The organism is Geodermatophilus sp. SYSU D01180 (assembly GCF_054050415.1).
The window spans coordinates 486568-503458 of sequence record NZ_JBJGZH010000001.1 but is presented as its reverse complement, the minus strand read 5'-3'; the positions used below and the strand labels follow the sequence as shown (position 1 = coordinate 503458).

Sequence of the window (16891 nt, the reverse complement as noted above, 5' to 3'; positions counted from 1 at the left end):
GTAGCGGCCGGTCATGCGGACCCGTGACCTGCTCACCTACGCCTACTCGCAGATCGGCGAGACCCTGCACGCCGCCGTCGAGGGCCTGTCCCCCGACCAGCTCGCCGAGCGCGTCGGGCCCGGCGCCAACCCGGTCGGCTGGCTGGCCTGGCACCTGCTGCGGGTGCAGGACGACCACCTCGCCGACGTCGCCGGCACCGAGCAGGTGTGGACCGCGCAGGGCTTCGCCGGCCGCTTCGGCCTGCCCGTCGACGACGCCGCCACCGGCTACGGGATGAGCGCCGAGGAGGTGGCCTCGGTGCGGGTGCCCTCGGCTGAGCTGCTGCTCGAGTACGCCGACGCCGTCGCCGCCCGCAGCGCGGAGTTCCTCGGCGGGCTCACCGACGACGACCTGGACCGCGTCGTCGACGAGCGGTGGGACCCGCCGGTGACCCTCGGCGTCCGGCTGGTCAGCGTGCTGTCCGACGACCTGCAGCACGTGGGCCAGGCGGCCTACGTGCGGGGGCTGCTCGGCGCCTGACCCAGCACCCGGGCGGCGAGCTCCTCGAGGACGGCCGCGGGCTCCGCGAGGCACCGGGCGAGGTCGGGCTCGGCCTGGGTCAGCGCGTGCGCGGCGGCGAACCCCGCGCCGCGCAGCTCGTCGCCGGTCAGCGCCACCCGCCCGGCCAGCCCCACGCACGGGACGCCGGCCCGCCGGGCCCGCGCGGCGACCACCGAAGGCGCCTTGCCGCGCAGCGACTGCGCGTCCAGCGACCCCTCCCCCGTCACCGCGAGGTCCGCACCGGCCAGCGCCTCGTCCAGCCCGACCAGGTCGGCGACCAGCTCGGCGCCCGACCCGACCGAGCAGGTCACGACGGCGGCCACCCCGGCCGCCGTCCCCCCGGCCGCGCCCATCGCGGGCCGGCCCTCCAGGTCGACCCCGAGGTCGCGGCGGACGACCGCGGCGAACCGCGCCAGCGCCGCGTCGAGCTCCGCCACCTGCCCCGGCGTCGCACCCTTCTGCGGCCCGTACACCGCGGCCGCGCCGGACGGGCCGGTGAGCGGGTTGTCGACGTCCGTGGCCACCCGGACCTCCAGGCCGTGCAGCCGCGGGTCGCGGGCGCCGGGGTCGATCCGCGCGAGGTGCGCCAGCCCCGCGCCGCCGGGCGGCACGTCGCGGCCGCCGGCGTCGAGCAGTCGCACGCCGAGCGCCTGCAGCAGGCCCGCGCCGGCGTCGGTGGTGGCGCTGCCGCCCAGGCCCAGCACCACCCGCCGGGCGCCGGCGTCGAGCGCGGCCAGCAGCAGCTCGCCCACGCCGCGGGTGGTCGCGGTCGTGGGAGCGGGCTCCGCGAGCAGCCCGAGCCCGGCCGCGGCGGCGAGCTCGAGCACCGCCGTCGTCCCGTCGACGGCGAAGGTCGCGCGCACCGGCCGGCCGTCGGGGCCGCCGACCGTCGTGGTCACCGGGCGGTACCCGGCGCGCAGGGCAGCGGCCACCGTGCCCTCCCCACCGTCGGCCACCGGGCGCGCGAGCACCTCGGCTTCCGGGTGCACCCGGGCCAGCCCGCGGGCGACGGCGTCAGCAGCGTCCTCCGCGGTCAGCGTGCCCTTGAAGGAGTCCGGGGCGACGACGATCCGCACGCCCGGCAGCATGCCCTCCCCGCGCGTAGCGTCGGGCCGTGCCTGAGACCGCGAGCACCGACTTCTACGCCCTCGAGGAGCTGCTCACCCCCGAGGAGGTCGAGATCCGCGACCGCGTGCGCGCCTGGTGCGACAAGGAGGTGACGCCGCGGATCAACGACTACTGGGAGCGGGCGGAGTTCCCCTTCGAGCTGGTGCCGGGGTTCGCCGAGCTCGGCATCGCGGGCGGCACGGTGCAGGGCTACGGCTCGCCGGGGATGAGCGCGGTCGCCGCGGGCCTGGTGGCCGCCGAGCTCGCCCGCGCCGACGGCAGCGTCGGCACCTTCAACGGCGTGCACAGCTTCCTCGCGATGCAGTCGATCGCGATGCTCGGCTCGGAGGAGCAGAAGGAGCGCTTCCTCCCCGAGATGGCGCGGATGGAGAAGATCGGCGCCTTCGGCCTGACCGAGCCCCGGCACGGGTCGGACGCCGTCGCCCTGGAGACCAGCGCCCGCCGCGACGGCGACGTCTTCGTCCTCGACGGGCAGAAGAAGTGGATCGGCAACGGCACCATCGCCGACTACGTGCTCATCTGGGCGCGCGACGAGGAGGGCGCGGTCGGCGGGTACGTCGTCGAGAAGGGCACGCCCGGCTTCAGCACGCGGGTGATGACCGGCAAGACGGCGCTGCGGGCGGTGTGGCAGGCCGAGATCACCCTCGACGGCGTCCGCGTGCCGGCCGGGAACAAGCTGGCGAACTGCCGCTCGTTCAAGGACGTCTCCACGGTCCTCGACCGGACCCGCTACACCGTCGCGTGGCGCGCGCTGGGCGTGGCGACGGCGGCCTACGAGCTGGCGCTGGCGCACTGCCTGCACCGCGAGCAGTTCGGGCAGCCGATCGCGGGCTACCAGCTGGTGCAGGAGAAGCTCGCGACGATGCTCGCCGAGATCACCACCATGCAGCTGATGTGCTGGCGGCTGTCCAGCCTCGCCGACGCCGGCCGGATGACCGCGGCGATGGCGTCGCTGGCCAAGCGGCACTGCTGCGCCACCGCCCGGCGGATCGTGGCCGACGCCCGGGACCTCTTCGGCGGCGACGGGATCCTGCTCGAGCACCACATCGCCCGCCACCACGCCGACATCGAGGCGATCTACACCTTCGAGGGCACCGACCACGTGCAGGCCCTGATCGTGGGCCGGGAGATCACCGGCCTGTCGGCGATCAGCGGCCGGCGGCGCTGACCGCCGCGGTCAGCCGGCGCGGCTGAGCAGGGCCTGCTCCCAGGCCAGCCCGGACAGCCGCCGGCACTCCGGGCAGCCGGTGCGCCCGGCGCCGATGCGCTCCCACCGCTGGTGGCCCCAGATCTGCACGATCGACCCGCACAGGGCCAGCTCCACCTCGCCGTCGCGCTCCGCCGCCGGCCACACCGACGGGACGGCGTGCCACGGGGTGCGCTCGGTGGCCGGAGTGCCCTGCTCCCAGCGTGCCGGACGGGCGGATCCGACCGCGAGTGGGTCCACGAGCTGCTCGTGCCCGGGACGGTCTCGTATCAACCCGCCCGTCCAGGAAAGCCGCGGCGCGCCCGCGCCCGGCACCCCGAGCGCGCCCGCGGCGTTACCGTCGGGAGGTCTGCGGAGCGGAGGAGCGACGACGGTGGAACCTGTCAGCCTGGTCATCGGTGCGGCACTGCTGGCCGCGGGCTTCGTGGCCGGCCGGCTCGGGCGCCGTCGTCCCGCGGGGCCGCCGCCGAACCCGACCCCGGTGTGCGGCTGCGGGCACACGCTGAGCCAGCACGACACCGAGACCAACACCTGTTACGCCGAGCTGCGCCGGGACACCTTCGACCGGCGCGGCCGGTTCGCCGGTCACACCTGGGTGCCGTGCACCTGCCGGCAGTACGTCGGGCCGCGCCCGATCGACGAGGTCTTCGTCCCCCGCCTCCTGCCGCCGTCCGACTGACCGGCTGGCCGTCGCCGGTCACTGCCTGCGCGTGCCGGACCGGTGTACCCGGGTGGCCGGGCGCCCGCAGTGGGCTGCCGGCGTCCGACGGTCCCTGACACACGGCCCACGTCGAGTCGGTCATCGGATGCGTGCCGCTCGCGCCGGCGTGTCGGCGCGTGTCCCGTGCACGCAGCCGATGATCGACTTCGCGGCGTGTCCCTGGCGTCCTCGCCGCCCACGGGATGTGGGCCGGGTGCCGCCGCCGTGGTCAGGCGGGCGGGTCGGCGAGGTCGGTGAGCGCGGCGACCAGCGCGGCGACCCGGGCCGGGCCGAGCTCGGTGGTCAGCGCCGCCTCGTGCGCGGACACCAGCGCCTCCAGCCGGTCCAGCCGGGTGCGGCCGCGGGCGGACAGGTGCACCCGCACGCGGCGACCGTCCTCGGGGTCGGGCAGCCGGTAGGCCAGCGCGGCGTCGACCAGGCCGTCGACCATCCGGGTGGCGGTGGGCGCCGGGACGCACAGCGCCGCGCACAGCTCGCTCATCGTGCGGCCGGGACCCGAGGCGAGCGCGCGCATCAGCCGGTAGGTCTCCAGCGTCGCGCCGTCCTCGGCGAGCACCGTCCCGACGCCGCGGGCGACCCGCCGCGAGACGACGGCCAGCAACTCGACCAGCGAGGCGGCGGGCGTGGGGCGCGCGGCGGGCACCGCGGTGCCCGTGGCCTGCTGCTCGACCGCCATGGCCGCACCATACTCAGGAGGTGCCCGGACCGACCGCTCCGATGGAGGCGTGGGAGGCGGCCGTCGTCGGCCGCTCCCCCGACGTCGTCCGGATCGGGCTGGCCGTCCCGCTGAGCGGGCCGCTGGCGATGACCGCGCCGTCCGCGCTGGACCTGGCCGCGCTCGCCGCCGACGAGGTCACCGAGGCCGGCGGGGTCCGCGGCCGCGCGGTGGAGCTGGTCACCGTCGACGCCGGGCGCCGGCCCGCGGAGGTGGCCGCCGACGTCGCGGCCCTGCACGCCGCCGGCGCGGTCGACGTCCTGGTCGGCTTCTCCACCAGCGACGTGTCCCGCGCGGTCGCCGCCGCGCTGGCCGGGCGCGCGGGCTACGTGTTCACCCCGCCGCACGAGGGCGGCCGCGGCTCCCGCGGGGCGCTGCGGATCGGCGCCTCCCCGCTGGCCCAGCACGCCGCCGCGCTGACCTGGCTGGTGCGCCACCGCCGGGCGCGGCGCTGGGTGCTGCTGGGCACCGACTACGTGTGGCCGCAGGCGGTGCACCGCGCCGCGCGGTCGGTGCTGCACGACCTCGGCGCCGAGGTCGCCGGCGAGCTGCTCGTCCCGTTCGGCCCGGCCGACCCCGGCCCGGCGCTGGACCTGGTCCGCCGCACCCGCGCCGACGCCGTCCTGCTGAGCCTGGTCGGCCGCGACCTGGTCGCCTTCAACCGCGCCTTCGCCCGCGCCGGGCTCGACCGCCGCGTCGTGCGGTTGTCCGGTGCGCTCGAGGAGAACGGCCTCTACGCCGTCGGCGGCGACGGCACCGGTGAGTTGTACGCCTGCATGCCCTCGTTCGCGGCGGCCGACGGCGCCGGCGACGAGGGGCAGCTCGCCCTGCAGGAGCGGCTGGCCGCCCGGGTGGGGCCGAGCGCGCCGGTGGTCTGCGCCTACGCGCGCGGCGTGCACGACGGCGTCCGCACCGCCGCGCGGCTGCTGGAGACGGGCACGCCGGCGCCGCCGCGGATCCCGCGGCCGCGGCTGGCGCGCGCCGACGGGCTGGTGTTCCGCGAGGTCGGCCGGCGCGGCTGACCCCCGATGCTTCCGACCGGAAGCATTGGGGCCTACCCTCCCCGCGTCCGGCCCCGAGCCGGCCGAGAGGAGGAGTCGTGACCGACCCCCGCACCACCCCCTCCGCGCACGCCACCGGGAGTTCCGGTGCCGGCGCGGTCCCGGCAGCCGGCGCCGCCGGCGTCGAGGAGTTCGGGTACCGCCAGGAGCTCAAGCGCTCGCTGACGTTCACCGACCTGCTCGTCTACGGCCTGGTCTTCATGGTGCCGATCGCGCCGTTCGGCATCTTCGGCAGCGTCTTCCAGGCCAGCGGCGGCATGATCGCCCTCGCGTACGCCATCGGCGGCCTGGCGATGGCCTTCACCGCGGCGTCGTACTCGCAGATGTCCCGGGCGTTCCCGATGGCCGGCTCGGTCTACACCTACGCCGGCCGCGGCATCGCCCAGCCGGTCGGGTTCATCGCCGGCTGGATGATCCTGCTCGACTACGTGCTGGTCCCCGCGCTGCTCTACCTCATCGCCGCGATCGCCATGAACTCGATCGTCACGTCGATCCCGGTGTGGGTCTGGCTGATCGGCTTCGTCGTCCTCAACACGGTCGTCAACTACTTCGGCATCGAGTTCACCGCGCGGGTCAACAAGATCATGCTGGTCGCCGAGCTGATCGTGCTCGCGATCTTCCTGGTCATCGGCGTCGTGGCGCTGGCCTCCGGCGAGGGCCGCGGCTTCGACTTCTCGCCGATCTACAACAGCGACACGTTCTCGCTGGAGCTGGTCTTCGGCGCGGTGTCGGTCGCGGTGCTGAGCTTCCTCGGCTTCGACGGCATCTCCACCCTCGCCGAGGAGAACCGCGAATCGGCCCGCTCCATCGGCAAGGCGATGATCGCCGCGCTGGCCCTGGCCGGGACGCTGTTCATCGTCCAGACCTGGGTCGCCGCCCTCCTGGTGCCCGACCCCGGCACCCTGATCGCCGAGGGCGACGCCGCCGGCACCGCGTTCTACGACGCCGCCGAGGTCGCCGGCGGGGCGTGGCTGGGCACGCTGACGGCGATCGCGACGGCGGTCGCGTGGGGGTTCGCCAACTCCCTGGTCGCCCAGGCGGCCACCTCGCGGCTCCTGTTCGCCATGGCGCGCGACCGCCAGCTGCCCGGCTTCCTGCGCAAGGTGCACCCGACCCGCCGCGTGCCGGTCAACGCGACCTTCCTCGTCGCGGCCGTCTCCCTCGTGCTCGGCCTGTACATGGAGCAGCGCGAGGACGGCATCACGCTGCTGTCCACCCTGGTCAACTTCGGCGCGCTGTCGGCGTTCCTGCTGCTGCACGTCGCCGTCGTCTGGCACTTCATCGGCCGGATGGGGAGCCGCAACTGGTGGCTGCACCTCGCGGTGCCGGTCATCGGGTTCGGCATCCTGGCCTACGTCGTCTACAACGCCCAGGTGGCCGCCCAGGAGCTCGGCTTCGTGTGGCTGGCCATCGGCGTGGTGCTGATGATCGTCCTGATCGCCACGGGCCGGAGGCCCGAGATCCGAGCGGAGGAGGAGCTGTGACGGCGTCCCTCGAGGTCGTCTCCCTGGAGCCGACCCCCGACCAGCTGCGCTACTCCTTCGGCGGCGGCGAGCCGCTGCTCACCGTGGCGCCGGGCACGGTGGTCGAGCTGACCACCGAGGACTGCTACGGCGGCAAGGTGCGCAGCGTCGAGGACCTGCCGAGCCAGGTGTGCGACTTCCCCTTCCTCAACCCGGTGAGCGGGCCGATCGCCGTCGAGGGGGCCGAGCCCGGGGACACCCTGGCGGTGCACCTGGTCGACGTCGCGCCGGCGCGGGACTGGGCGGTGTCCAGCACGTTCCCGCACTTCGGCGCGCTGACCACCACCCACTCGACGGCGATGCTGCACGAGCCGCTCGAGGAGCTGGTCTGGCTCTACGAGATCGACCGCGAGCGGGGCACCTGCCTGTTCCGGCCGCGCCGCGGCGGCCCGGAGGTGGAGCTCCCGCTCGACCCGATGCACGGCACGATCGGCGTCGCGCCGGCCGCGGGCGAGGTGTTCGCCAGCATCACGCCCGGCGCGCACGGCGGGAACATGGACACCCCCGAGGTGCGGGCCGGCACGACCGTCCACTTCGGCGTCAACGTGCCCGGCGGGATGCTCTCCCTCGGCGACGGGCACTGCCGGCAGGGCGAGGGCGAGGTCTGCGGCACCGCGGTCGAGTCGGCGATGCGCACGGTCGTCGTCGTCGACCTGGTCAAGGGCGGCGGGCCCGCCTGGCCGCGGCTGGAGACCGACGAGTTCCTCATGTCGACCGGCTCGGTCCGGCCGCTGGAGGACGCCTACCGGATCAGCCAGCACGACCTGGTGACCTGGGCGGCCGAGCTGGCCGGCTGGGACCGGCTGGACGCGCTGCAGCTGGTCAGCCAGGCGGGGCTGGCGCCGGCGGGCAACGTCGTCGACACCAACTACACGATGGTGGCCAAGCTGGGGAAGCGGTACCTGCCCGGCGCGGTCGCCGCCGACGGCGTGCACGAGCGGCTGCGCGCCACCGCGGCGGCGTACCTGCAGGAGCGCTGACCCCGGCGCCCGGGACCCGCCTTTCGCGCGCGGAAGGTGAGTCCCGGGCGCCCGGCCGGGTAGCGGTGGTGCAGACCCGTCACCGCCGTCGGAGGGAAGACCGTGGCCGACGCCCCGAACAGCCCGGAAGCCCGCCGCCGCCTGCTCGCCGCCACCGAGCCCGTGCGGGCCGCGGCCAGCGCCGGCGCGCTCGCGCTGACCTACCCGCTGCTGCGCGGCGCCCCCCGCGGCGAGCCGCACGGCGTGCTCGTGCTGCCCGGCCTGATGGCCTCCGACGCCTCCACCGCGACCCTGCGCCGCTGGCTGCGCGGCCTGGGCTACCCGGTGGTCGGCTGGGAGCTCGGCCGCAACCGCGGCCCCACCAAGGAGGTCACCGACGAGCTGCCCCGCCTCGTGCAGCGGCTGGCCGACCAGCACGCCGGGCCGGTCAGCATCGTGGGGCAGAGCCTGGGCGGCATCTACGCCCGGCGGCTGGCGCTGCGGGTGCCGCGCCTGGTCCGCCAGGTGGTCAGCCTCGGCTCGCCGTTCGGGATGGCCGGCGGGCCGCCCGACGACAGCCCCGGCGCCCGCGCCTACGTCCGCTACCGCCACCTGCACGCCGTGCCGCGCGGGCGGGGCGGCCTGGCCGGCGGCCTGCCGGTCCCGAGCACCGCGGTGTACTCGCGCTGGGACGGCGTCGTCGACTGGCGGGCCTGCCGGCAGACGCCCGGGCCGCGCGCGGAGAACGTCGGTGTGCACGCCAGCCACCTCGGGATGGGCCACGACCCGGCGGTGCTGTGGCTGGTGGCCGACCGCCTGGCCCAGACCCGCGACGGCTGGCGGCCGTTCACCCCGCCGGCCCGGCTGCGGCTGCTCTACACGAGCGAGGACGACGTCACCGGCTGACGGCGCCGCGCCCGCAGCACCGCGTCGGCGGCGTGCGCCGAGCCGTGCTCGTGCCCGCGGGCCGCGCGCGGTCGCGCCTCGGCCACCTGCACCTCCCAGTCGCCGGGGTCGAGCACCGCGGCCATCTGCCCGCCGGTGGCGTACCAGTCGGGCAGGCCCGGCCGCTGGATGCCGTGGGCGGCGTCGCTGCCGTCGTGCATGGTCACCAGCAGCGTGCCGCCGGGCGCGACCGCCGACGCCAGCGTCCGCAGCACGTCGTCGCGGGTGCCGGGCGGGAAGTGCAGGAACGAGGCGGTCACCAGGTCCCACCGCTCCTCGCCGGGCTCCCACGAGGAGACGTCGACCTTGCGGGTCTCGAGCGACACCCCGGCCGCCGCGGCCGCCGCGGCCGCCCGGTCGAGCGCGGTGCGGGAGAGGTCGAGCGCGGTCACCGCCCAGCCGCGGCGGGCCAGCCAGACGGCGTCGCCGCCCTCGCCGGCGCCGGCGTCCAGCGCGCGGCCCGGCGGCAGGCCGGCGGCCTCGGTGGCGAGGACGTCGTTGACCCGGCCGCTCCACACGCCGGAGCCGTGCGTGCGGTAGCGCTCCTCCCACCACTGCTCGCCGTACTCCGGGTCGCTCATCGCGCGGATCACGTCGACGGCGGCCCTGGTGTCCTCGGCGACCAGGTCGGCGTTGACCTGCGCGCCGGCCATCAGCCCGGCGGCCGCGGCGCCGATCACCTGGGCGCTCGGGTCGGCGACGTTGCCGGCCGCCCACACGCCGGGCACCGCGGTGGCGCCGCGGGCGTCGACCGGCACGTGCGACCCGACGACCGCCTCGCCCATCCGGAACGGCTGGGCCTCCAGCCCGAGCCCGGTCAGCACGGCCGAGCGGGCGGTGAACCGCGGGGCCACGACGACGGCGGCGCGCGGCACCACCTCGCCGTCGGCCAGCCGGACGCCGGTCAGCCGGCCGCCGTCGGTCTCCAGCGCCGCCACCTCGCCGCGCACCACGCGGATCCCGCGCGCGGCCAGCGCCTCGGCGGTGGCGTCGTCCGGCTCCGGCGCGGTGTGCAGGAAGAACACGACGTCGGCGCTCCACTGCCGCCACATCTGGGCCTGGTGCAGCGACATCGGGCCGGTGGCGACCACGCCGATCGCCCGGTCGCGCACCTCCCAACCGTGGCAGTACGGGCAGTGCAGGACGTCGGTGCCCCACAGCTCGCGCACTCCCGGGACGTCCGGCAGCTCGTCGGTCAGGCCGGTGGTGACCAGCAGCCGCCGCGCGCCGAGCACCCGCCCGGAGGCGAGCTCCACGGTGAAGGCGCCGGCCGCCCCGCCGACCGCGGTGACCGTGCCGTCCACCAGCACCCCGCCGTAGCCGGCGACCTCGGCCCGCCCGGCGGCGAGCAGGTCGGCCGGGGGCGTGCCGTCGCGGCCCAGGTAGTTGTGCATCTCGTGCGCCGGCGCGTTGCGCGGCGTCCCCTCGTCGACGACGGCGACCGAGCGCCGCGCCCGCCCCAGGGCGAGGGCGCCGGACAGGCCCGCCGCTCCCCCGCCGATGACCACCACGTCGTACGTCTCGTCCATGCCGCCCACGGTGCACCCGCCGTCGCGAAAGAGGCAAACCCCTTTGCCATAATGGCAACGTGACCGATCCCGGCGCGGAGCTCGACGCCGTCCTCGACGCGGTGGGCCCGCGGCTGCGCGAGCTGCGCCGGCAGCGCGGCGCGACGCTGACCCAGCTGTCCGACGACACCGGCATCTCGGTGTCCACGCTGTCCCGGCTGGAGTCCGGGCAGCGGCGGCCCACCCTCGAGCTGCTGCTGCCGCTGGCCCGCGCCCACCAGGTGCCGCTCGACGAGCTGGTCGACGCCCCCGAGACCGGCGACCCCAGGGTGCGGCTGAAGCCGCTCACCCGGCACGGCGCCACGTTCATCCCGCTCACCCGCCGGCCGGGCGGGCTGCAGGCCTACAAGATGGTGCTGCCGCCGCGCTGGGGCGGGGAGCCCAATGAGCAGCGCTCGCACGAGGGCTGGGAGTGGCTCTACGTGCTGTCGGGGCAGCTGCGGCTGCTGCTCGGCGACGCCGACGTCACCCTGACCCCCGGCGAGGTGGCCGAGTTCGACACCCGCACCCCGCACTGGCTGGGCAACCCCGACGGCCGGGCCGCCGAGGTGCTCGCCCTCTTCGGCCCGCAGGGCGAGCGCATCCACGTGCGCGCCGCCCTCCGCGGCCGCGGCTAGGGCACCACGACCAGCCGGACGCCGGCGCTCCCGTCGGCCTGCCGCGCCCAGGCGGCGGCGACGTCGGCCAGCGGCACCGTCTCGTGCGCGACGGCGACCCGGCCGGTGGCGGCCGCGGCGAGGACCGCGCCGAGCGCGTCGCGGCGCTGCTGCGGGGTCAGCGCGTTGTTGGTGTAGCCGAGCACCTCCGCCGACCGGCCCCGCAGCACCGCCGAGGAGAACACCGCCTCGTCGCCGGACGCCCCGCCCAGGTTGACCAGCCGCCCGCCCGGCGCCAGCACCCGCGACGCGGCGGTCGCGGCGACGCCGAACACCGGGTCGACGACGACGTGCGCGCCGCCCGGGCACGCCTGCGCCAGCGCGGCGGCGAGCGCGTCGACGTCGCCGGTCAGCGGCACCACGGCGTCGGCGCCGGCGGCGCGGGCCCGCTCCCGCGCCGTGGTCGAGCGGCAGACCGCCACCACCCGCCCGGCGCCGACCACCCGCGCCGCGCCGACCGCCACCTGCCCCACCGCGCCGCCGGCGCCGAGGACGACGACGGTCTCCTCCGGCTGCAGCCGCCCGCGCCAGGTCAGGCACATCCACGCGGCCACGCCGGACAGGCCGATCGCCGCGACCGCCGCGTCGGGCAGGTCGGCGGTCAGGGGCACGAGGTCGTCGTCGTCGACGGCGCACCGCTGCGCCAGGCTCCCGTCGCCCGGCGCCATGCCGGCCGACGTCGCGAACCAGACCCGGGTGCCGGCCGGCAGCCGGCCGGACTCCTCGACGACGCCGACGCCCTGCACGCCCGGCACGTACGGCACCGCGGGCGCGCCGAAGTACGACGTGCCCGAGGCGCACAGCAGGTCCAGCGGCACGATCGGCGCGGCGGTGACCCGCACCAGCGTGCGGCCCGGCCCGGCGGCGGGGTCGGGGTGCTCGGCGTGCCCGGGCGGCGTCCCGGGCGCGCGGACGACGGCGGCGCGCACGTCAGGTGGCCCGCCCGTCAGGTGGTGATGTCGGGATAGGGCAGCGTGATGTGCTCCATCGCCCTGCCGTAGGCCTTCTGGTACTCCAGCGGCCCGTGGTCGCGCTCGAACATGGCGATGAACAGCGTGAGCGTGAGGAACGGGTGGGCGCCCATCCCGAACAGCGTCACGTGGTCGTGCTCGCGCAGCGCGCGCCGCTCGTCCTCGGTGAACTCCAGCCAGGTCGACCGCTCGTCGTCGGTGCAGTTGAGGATCCGGTTGGCCATCTCGGCCTCCCACCACTCGACCGTGCCGGCCGGGTCCTCGCGGTAGCGCTCCACGAGGGCGGGGTCGCGGTCGACGGTGAAGAGGAACTTGTCCAGCAGGTACCTGCTCACGCCGGGGCTCCGTTCGGGTACCAGGTGAAGTAGGCCTCCATGGTGTGGAACAGGTCGAGGGTGTCGACGTGGTCGGCCTTCTGCCCCTCGCCGGCGGCGCCCATCATCAGCATGAAGTCCATGAACCCGTGGGTGGCGTTGCCCGGGGCGTGCAGCGAGTCCAGCGACACCTCGGCCAGGCAGCCCTCGATGTCGCCGGAGGCGATCCACTCGACGGCCTTGCGGTCGAACTCCGGGTCCGGGCCGTGCTCGCCGAACTGGCGCGGCCCGCCGAGCTCCAGCGACAGGTGGCCGGTGCCGATGATGGCCACCCGCTCGTCCGACTCCCAGGACTCGACCATCTCCCGGATCGCCTTCCCCAGCTGCACGAAGCGCCGGGGCTGCGGCAGCGGCGGGGCGAAGATGTTCGTGTAGACCGGCACGATCGGCAGGTCGGCCTGCGGGCGCAGCGTGATGATCGGGCACGTGATGCTGTGGTCGATCCGCAGCTCGTTGGAGAAGGCCAGGTCGAAGTCGCGGTCGAGGCCGTCGCGCAGCAGGTGCGCGGCCAGGTCCTCCTCGCCGCGCAGCGTCATCCGCGGCAGGCCGAACTCGCGTTCCTCGTTGTACCAGTTGGCGTCGAAGAAGGGCGCCTTGCCGACGAGGAACTGGGGCATGTTGTCCAGCCACAGCTGGTGGAAGTGGTCGCTGCCGACCATCACCAGCACGTCCGGCTCGGCCCGCGTGAGCGTCTCCCGGAACCGCTCGATCTTGGCCACCCACTCGTCGGCGAACGGCGGCCGGTCCGCGCCGGTCGAGGTGCTCGCGCGGTAGTAGAAGGGGTGGTGGGTCGACGCGATGACCGCGGCCACCTCAGCCATGACTGCCTCCCAGGGTCTCGGGCTCGTAGGGGTCCGGCGCGACGGAGCGGTTGTGCAGGTCGACGGACAGGAAGACCTCGTTGGCGACGGGGCGCCGGATCTCCTCGGCGAGCTGGCCGATCAGCCCGGCGGTGCGGGCCAGCAGCGCGAAGCCCCGCAGCAGCTCCAGCGGCAGGCCGAGGTCGGCCAGCGCGGCGCCGCAGACGCCGGCGCCGTTGAGCGGCAGCGTCCTCCCGAGCACCTGCGGGTGCACCCGGCCGATCGCGGCGAACAGCGTCAGGTGCGGGCCGACCAGGCCCTCCTCGGCGGCGATCTGGAACAGCCGCGGCGTGCGCGGGTCGCCGTCCTTGTGCACGTGGTGACCCAGGCCCGGGACGAACCGGCCGGCCGCGCGCTGCGCCGTGACCGTCTCCAGGGCGAGGGCGTCCCAGCCGGCGTCGTCGGACGGGAGCTCCCCCGCCGACGCCAGGACCCCGTGCAGGAACCGGCCGCAGTCCTCGGTGACGCCGAGGAAGCGGGACCCGCCGCCGAGCAGCCCGGCGGCGAGGGCGCCCTGCACCGAGTCCGGCGCGGACAGCCAGGTCAGCCGGGTGACGATCGCCGTCGGGGTGAAGCCGTGGTCGGCGAGCGCGGCGAGCACCGCCTCGAACACGCGGGTCTCCCCGGGCGTGGGGCGGCGCTGGGTGGCCAGCCAGAACGCCAGCTCGCCGAAGCCGACGGTGCCCATGACGTCGCGGGCGAGGTCGGTGCCGAGCAGGGTGATCGACTCGCGGCTCGAGGCACCCAGCGCGGTCGGGTACCCGTCCTCGGTCACGGCGTCTCCTCGCCCTCGGCCAGCCAGCGGCGGATCTCCGCACCGTGCTCGTCGAGCGCGGGCGGTGGCAAGCGGTACCGCGCCGCCGTCTCCGAGAACCGGATGGGGTTGCGGATGGACGGCACGGCCGCGTCGCCCTCCCCCGCCGTGACGACGGGGTCCAGGCCGACCTCCTCGGCGAAGGCGACGCCCTGGTCGACGGTGTTGATCGGCCCGCACGGCACGCCCGCGGCGATGATGTCGCGGAACCACTCCATCTTCGTGCGGGTCCTCAGCCGCTCGACCAGCAGCGGGCGCAGCTCCTCGCGGTTCGCCGTGCGGTCCTCGTTGTGCAGGAACCGGGGGTCCTCCACCAGCCCGGGCACGCCGAGCACCTCGCACAGCTTCCGGAACTGGCCGTCGTTGCCGGCGGTGACGATCAGGTCGCCGTCGGCGCAGGGCAGCGGCTCGTAGGGGAACAGGCTCGGGTGGCTGTTGCCCATCCGGAACGGGACGACGTCGCCGGCCACGTACGCCGAGGTCTGGTTGACCAGCCCGGACAGCGCGCTGGAGAGCAGGTTGACCTCGACGTGCTGGCCGCGGCCGGTGGCGTGCCGCAGGTTGAGCGCGGACAGCACGCCGATGGTGGCGTGCAGGCCGGCCATGACGTCGAAGACGGCGACGCCGGCCCGGTAGGGGTCGCCGCCCGGGTCGCCGGTGAGGCTCATCAGCCCGGAGATGGCCTGCACGATGAGGTCGTAGCCGGGCAGCGACCGCCCGCCGGGGCCGCTGCCGAAGCCGCTGATCGAGGCGTAGACGACGGCGGGGTTGGTGGCGGCCACCGTGTCGTAGTCCAGGCCGAAGCGGGCCAGGCCGCCGGGCTTGAAGTTCTCCACCAGGACGTCGGCGCGGCGGGCGAGCTCGCGGGCCGCGGCCAGGTCGGCGTCGTCGGCGAGGTCCAGGGCCACCGACCGCTTGTTGCGGTTGACGCCCAGGTAGTAGGTCGAGACGCCGTCCCGGACCGGTGGCGCCCAGGTGCGGGTGTCGTCGCCGCGCGGGCCCTCGACCTTGACCACCTCGGCGCCGAGGTCGGCCATGAGCATCGTGGCGTAGGGACCGGCGAGGATCCGGGAGAAGTCCGCCACGAGCAGGCCGGCGAGGGGGCCCTCGGGGTTCGGCGCGCCGGGTGCTGCCGTCATCGTCGCGTCGCGCTCCTCGGCATCGGGGCTGGCGCCAGCGGACAGTCGTCCGCCGGTCGCGCCGAGTCTCGGCACCGCCGCCGACCTGTGTCAACTGCACGCCGCCCGTCTTGACACGTGCGGCAGATCACGAGCAGGGTGGCCGCGTCCGCACTCGATGTCCGGTGAGCGGACAGGTGTCCGTCGAGCCAGCGACGTCCGAGGAGAGCACCATGACCGACCCCCAGACCCCGGCCCCGCAGGCCGGGCGCCCCGTCGTGTTCCGCGGCGGCACGGTGCTGACGATGGACGACGCCGGCACGGTGCTGCGCGACGCCGACGTCCTCGTCGTCGGCGACCGGATCGCGGCCGTGGGCCCGTCGCTGCAGGCGCCCGAGGACGCCCAGGAGGTCGACGCCACCGGCGGCATCGTGATGCCGGGGATGATCGACACCCACCGGCACATGTGGCAGACGGCGATGCGCGGGTACGGCGCCGACTGGTCCCTCACCCAGTACTTCGTCTGGAACTACCTCGAGCACGGCAGGAGGTTCCGGCCCGAGGACGTCGCCGCCGGCAACCGGCTCTCGGCGATCGAGTCGCTCGACGCCGGGGTGACGACCACGGTCGACTGGTCGCACAACCTGCACACCGTCGACCACGCCGAGGCGGCGCTGGACGCGCTGCGCTCGGTGCCCGGCCGGTTCGTGTTCGCCTACGGCAACATCCAGGCCGGCCCGTGGGAGTGGTCGGCCGACCCGGCGGTCCGGGCGGTCCTCGAGCGTCTGCGCGACGCCCGCGACGACATGATGGGCGTGCAGATGGCGTTCGACGTCACCGGCGACCCGGCCTTCCCGGAGAAGGGCGCGTTCGAGGTGGCGCGGGAGCTGGGCATCCCGGTCACCACGCACGCCGGGGTCTGGGGCGCGACCAACGACGACGGCATCCGGCTGATGCACGAGCACGGCTTCATGACGCCGGAGACCGTGTACGTGCACGCCTCGACGCTGACCCGCGACAGCTACCAGCGCATCGCGGCGACCGGCGGCTCGATCTCGGTCTCCACCGAGTCGGAGTGCAGCGCCGGGCAGGGCCACGCACCCACGGAGCAGGTGCTGCAGTACGGCATCCCGGTGTCGCTGTCGATGGACACCAGCGTCTGGTGGAGCGCCGACCTGTTCTCCGCCATGCGCGCGACGCTGAACGCCGACCGCATGGCCGAGCACATGGACGCCCACCTGAAGGGCGAGACGATCACCCACCTGCGGCTGCGGGCGCAGGAGGTGGTCGAGTGGGCCACCCGCGGCGGCGCGCAGGCGCTCGGCCGCGACGATCTCGGCAGCCTGCAGGCGGGCAGGAAGGCCGACGTCGTGCTGGTCAAGAACGACCGGTCCCCGGTGATGTTCCCGCTGCTCAACCCGTACGGGCACGTGGTCTTCCAGGCGCAGCGGGGCGACGTGCACACGGTGGTCGTGGACGGCCGGGTCGTGAAGCACGACGGCCGGCTGATCGGGACCGACCTGGCGGCGGTGCGCCGGGAGGTCGAGGCCACCGTCGAGCACCTGCGCGCCGAGCTCGGCGAGGAGGCGTGGGAGCAGGGCATGCACCCGGAGGTGGCGAACACCGAGGTGCTGGACAACCCGTACACGTACACCGAGTACAAGTCCGAGTCGACGCACGCCGGGGGCGAGGAGCGGGTCCTCGGCCGCTGACCGGCGGGGCACGGGGCC

Annotated in this window: 18 protein-coding genes; 9 read left to right on the top strand and 9 right to left on the bottom strand. The window is 75.6% G+C overall.

The window, feature by feature from the left end; all coding sequences use genetic code 11:
* Positions 1-13: 13 nt before the first annotated feature.
* The gene (locus ACI8AA_RS02215) at positions 14-520 is read left to right on the top strand and encodes a mycothiol transferase (RefSeq protein WP_457042884.1); all 507 of its coding nucleotides are present in this window, start codon (positions 14-16) and stop codon (positions 518-520) included.
* Here the strand turns inward: ACI8AA_RS02215 and ACI8AA_RS02210 are convergent.
* Positions 493-1617: a glycerate kinase gene (locus tag ACI8AA_RS02210; RefSeq protein ID WP_457042883.1), complete on the bottom strand. Its 1125-nt coding sequence runs from the start codon at positions 1615-1617 to the stop codon at positions 493-495. The two genes, ACI8AA_RS02215 and ACI8AA_RS02210, sit on opposite strands and share 28 nt — an antisense overlap.
* Positions 1618-1655: 38 nt before the next feature.
* On the opposite strand from ACI8AA_RS02210, the gene ACI8AA_RS02205 reads away from it, so the two are divergent.
* Positions 1656-2837 (top strand): acyl-CoA dehydrogenase family protein, encoded by a 1182-nt coding sequence (locus ACI8AA_RS02205; RefSeq protein WP_457042882.1) that lies wholly within the window; start codon positions 1656-1658, stop codon positions 2835-2837.
* Positions 2838-2846: 9 nt separating this feature from the next.
* Here ACI8AA_RS02205 and ACI8AA_RS02200 read toward each other — a convergent pair whose 3' ends face one another.
* Positions 2847-3116, bottom strand: a complete 270-nt coding sequence (locus tag ACI8AA_RS02200; protein WP_457042881.1) for a hypothetical protein — start codon at positions 3114-3116, stop codon at positions 2847-2849.
* Positions 3117-3249: 133 nt separating this feature from the next.
* On the opposite strand from ACI8AA_RS02200, the gene ACI8AA_RS02195 reads away from it, so the two are divergent.
* Complete coding sequence (locus ACI8AA_RS02195; protein WP_457042880.1) at positions 3250-3555, top strand: hypothetical protein; 306 nt, start codon at positions 3250-3252, stop codon at positions 3553-3555.
* Positions 3556-3805: 250 nt separating this feature from the next.
* Here ACI8AA_RS02195 and ACI8AA_RS02190 read toward each other — a convergent pair whose 3' ends face one another.
* The gene (locus tag ACI8AA_RS02190; protein ID WP_457042879.1) at positions 3806-4273 is read right to left on the bottom strand and encodes a MarR family winged helix-turn-helix transcriptional regulator; all 468 of its coding nucleotides are present in this window, start codon (positions 4271-4273) and stop codon (positions 3806-3808) included.
* A 20-nt stretch (positions 4274-4293) separates the two neighbouring features.
* On the opposite strand from ACI8AA_RS02190, the gene ACI8AA_RS02185 reads away from it, so the two are divergent.
* From ACI8AA_RS02185 to ACI8AA_RS02170, 4 genes are all read left to right on the top strand, one after another.
* On the top strand, positions 4294-5334 hold the full coding sequence (locus tag ACI8AA_RS02185) for an ABC transporter substrate-binding protein (protein ID WP_457042878.1): 1041 nt from the start codon (positions 4294-4296) through the stop codon (positions 5332-5334).
* 77 nt (positions 5335-5411) lie between these two features.
* Positions 5412-6857, top strand: coding sequence for an APC family permease (locus tag ACI8AA_RS02180; RefSeq protein WP_457042877.1), 1446 nt, complete (start codon positions 5412-5414; stop codon positions 6855-6857).
* Complete coding sequence (locus tag ACI8AA_RS02175; RefSeq protein WP_457042876.1) at positions 6854-7876, top strand: acetamidase/formamidase family protein; 1023 nt, start codon at positions 6854-6856, stop codon at positions 7874-7876. Before ACI8AA_RS02180 ends, ACI8AA_RS02175 begins: the two co-directional genes overlap by 4 nt.
* A 102-nt stretch (positions 7877-7978) precedes the next feature.
* Positions 7979-8761, top strand: a complete 783-nt coding sequence (locus ACI8AA_RS02170) for an esterase/lipase family protein (RefSeq protein WP_457042875.1) — start codon at positions 7979-7981, stop codon at positions 8759-8761.
* Here the strand turns inward: ACI8AA_RS02170 and ACI8AA_RS02165 are convergent.
* Positions 8731-10329, bottom strand: a complete 1599-nt coding sequence (locus ACI8AA_RS02165) for an FAD-dependent oxidoreductase (protein WP_457042874.1) — start codon at positions 10327-10329, stop codon at positions 8731-8733. The two genes, ACI8AA_RS02170 and ACI8AA_RS02165, sit on opposite strands and share 31 nt — an antisense overlap.
* A gap of 59 nt (positions 10330-10388) precedes the next feature.
* Here ACI8AA_RS02165 and ACI8AA_RS02160 point away from each other — a divergent pair, with 59 nt between their 5' ends.
* On the top strand, positions 10389-10985 hold the full coding sequence (locus tag ACI8AA_RS02160) for a helix-turn-helix domain-containing protein (protein ID WP_457042873.1): 597 nt from the start codon (positions 10389-10391) through the stop codon (positions 10983-10985).
* On the opposite strand, the gene ACI8AA_RS02155 is transcribed toward ACI8AA_RS02160, so the two are convergent.
* Genes ACI8AA_RS02155 through ACI8AA_RS02135 form a run of 5 tightly spaced genes read right to left on the bottom strand, consistent with a single transcriptional unit; the run spans position 10982 to position 15182 of the window.
* Positions 10982-11953, bottom strand: coding sequence for a zinc-binding dehydrogenase (locus tag ACI8AA_RS02155; protein ID WP_457042872.1), 972 nt, complete (start codon positions 11951-11953; stop codon positions 10982-10984). The genes ACI8AA_RS02160 and ACI8AA_RS02155 overlap by 4 nt on opposite strands.
* Before the next feature lie 17 nt (positions 11954-11970).
* Entirely contained in the window at positions 11971-12330 is a 360-nt protein-coding gene (locus tag ACI8AA_RS02150) for a hypothetical protein (protein ID WP_457042871.1), read from the bottom strand.
* The gene (locus ACI8AA_RS02145; protein WP_457042870.1) at positions 12327-13190 is read right to left on the bottom strand and encodes a DODA-type extradiol aromatic ring-opening family dioxygenase; all 864 of its coding nucleotides are present in this window, start codon (positions 13188-13190) and stop codon (positions 12327-12329) included. The genes ACI8AA_RS02150 and ACI8AA_RS02145 overlap by 4 nt, the downstream gene beginning before the upstream one ends.
* Positions 13183-14004, bottom strand: a complete 822-nt coding sequence (locus tag ACI8AA_RS02140) for a citryl-CoA lyase (RefSeq protein WP_457042869.1) — start codon at positions 14002-14004, stop codon at positions 13183-13185. The genes ACI8AA_RS02145 and ACI8AA_RS02140 overlap by 8 nt, the downstream gene beginning before the upstream one ends.
* Positions 14001-15182 (bottom strand): CaiB/BaiF CoA transferase family protein, encoded by a 1182-nt coding sequence (locus ACI8AA_RS02135; protein WP_457042868.1) that lies wholly within the window; start codon positions 15180-15182, stop codon positions 14001-14003. Before ACI8AA_RS02135 ends, ACI8AA_RS02140 begins: the two co-directional genes overlap by 4 nt.
* Before the next feature lie 212 nt (positions 15183-15394).
* Here ACI8AA_RS02135 and ACI8AA_RS02130 point away from each other — a divergent pair, with 212 nt between their 5' ends.
* Complete coding sequence (locus tag ACI8AA_RS02130) at positions 15395-16873, top strand: amidohydrolase family protein (RefSeq protein ID WP_457042867.1); 1479 nt, start codon at positions 15395-15397, stop codon at positions 16871-16873.
* Positions 16874-16891 lie beyond the last annotated feature (18 nt).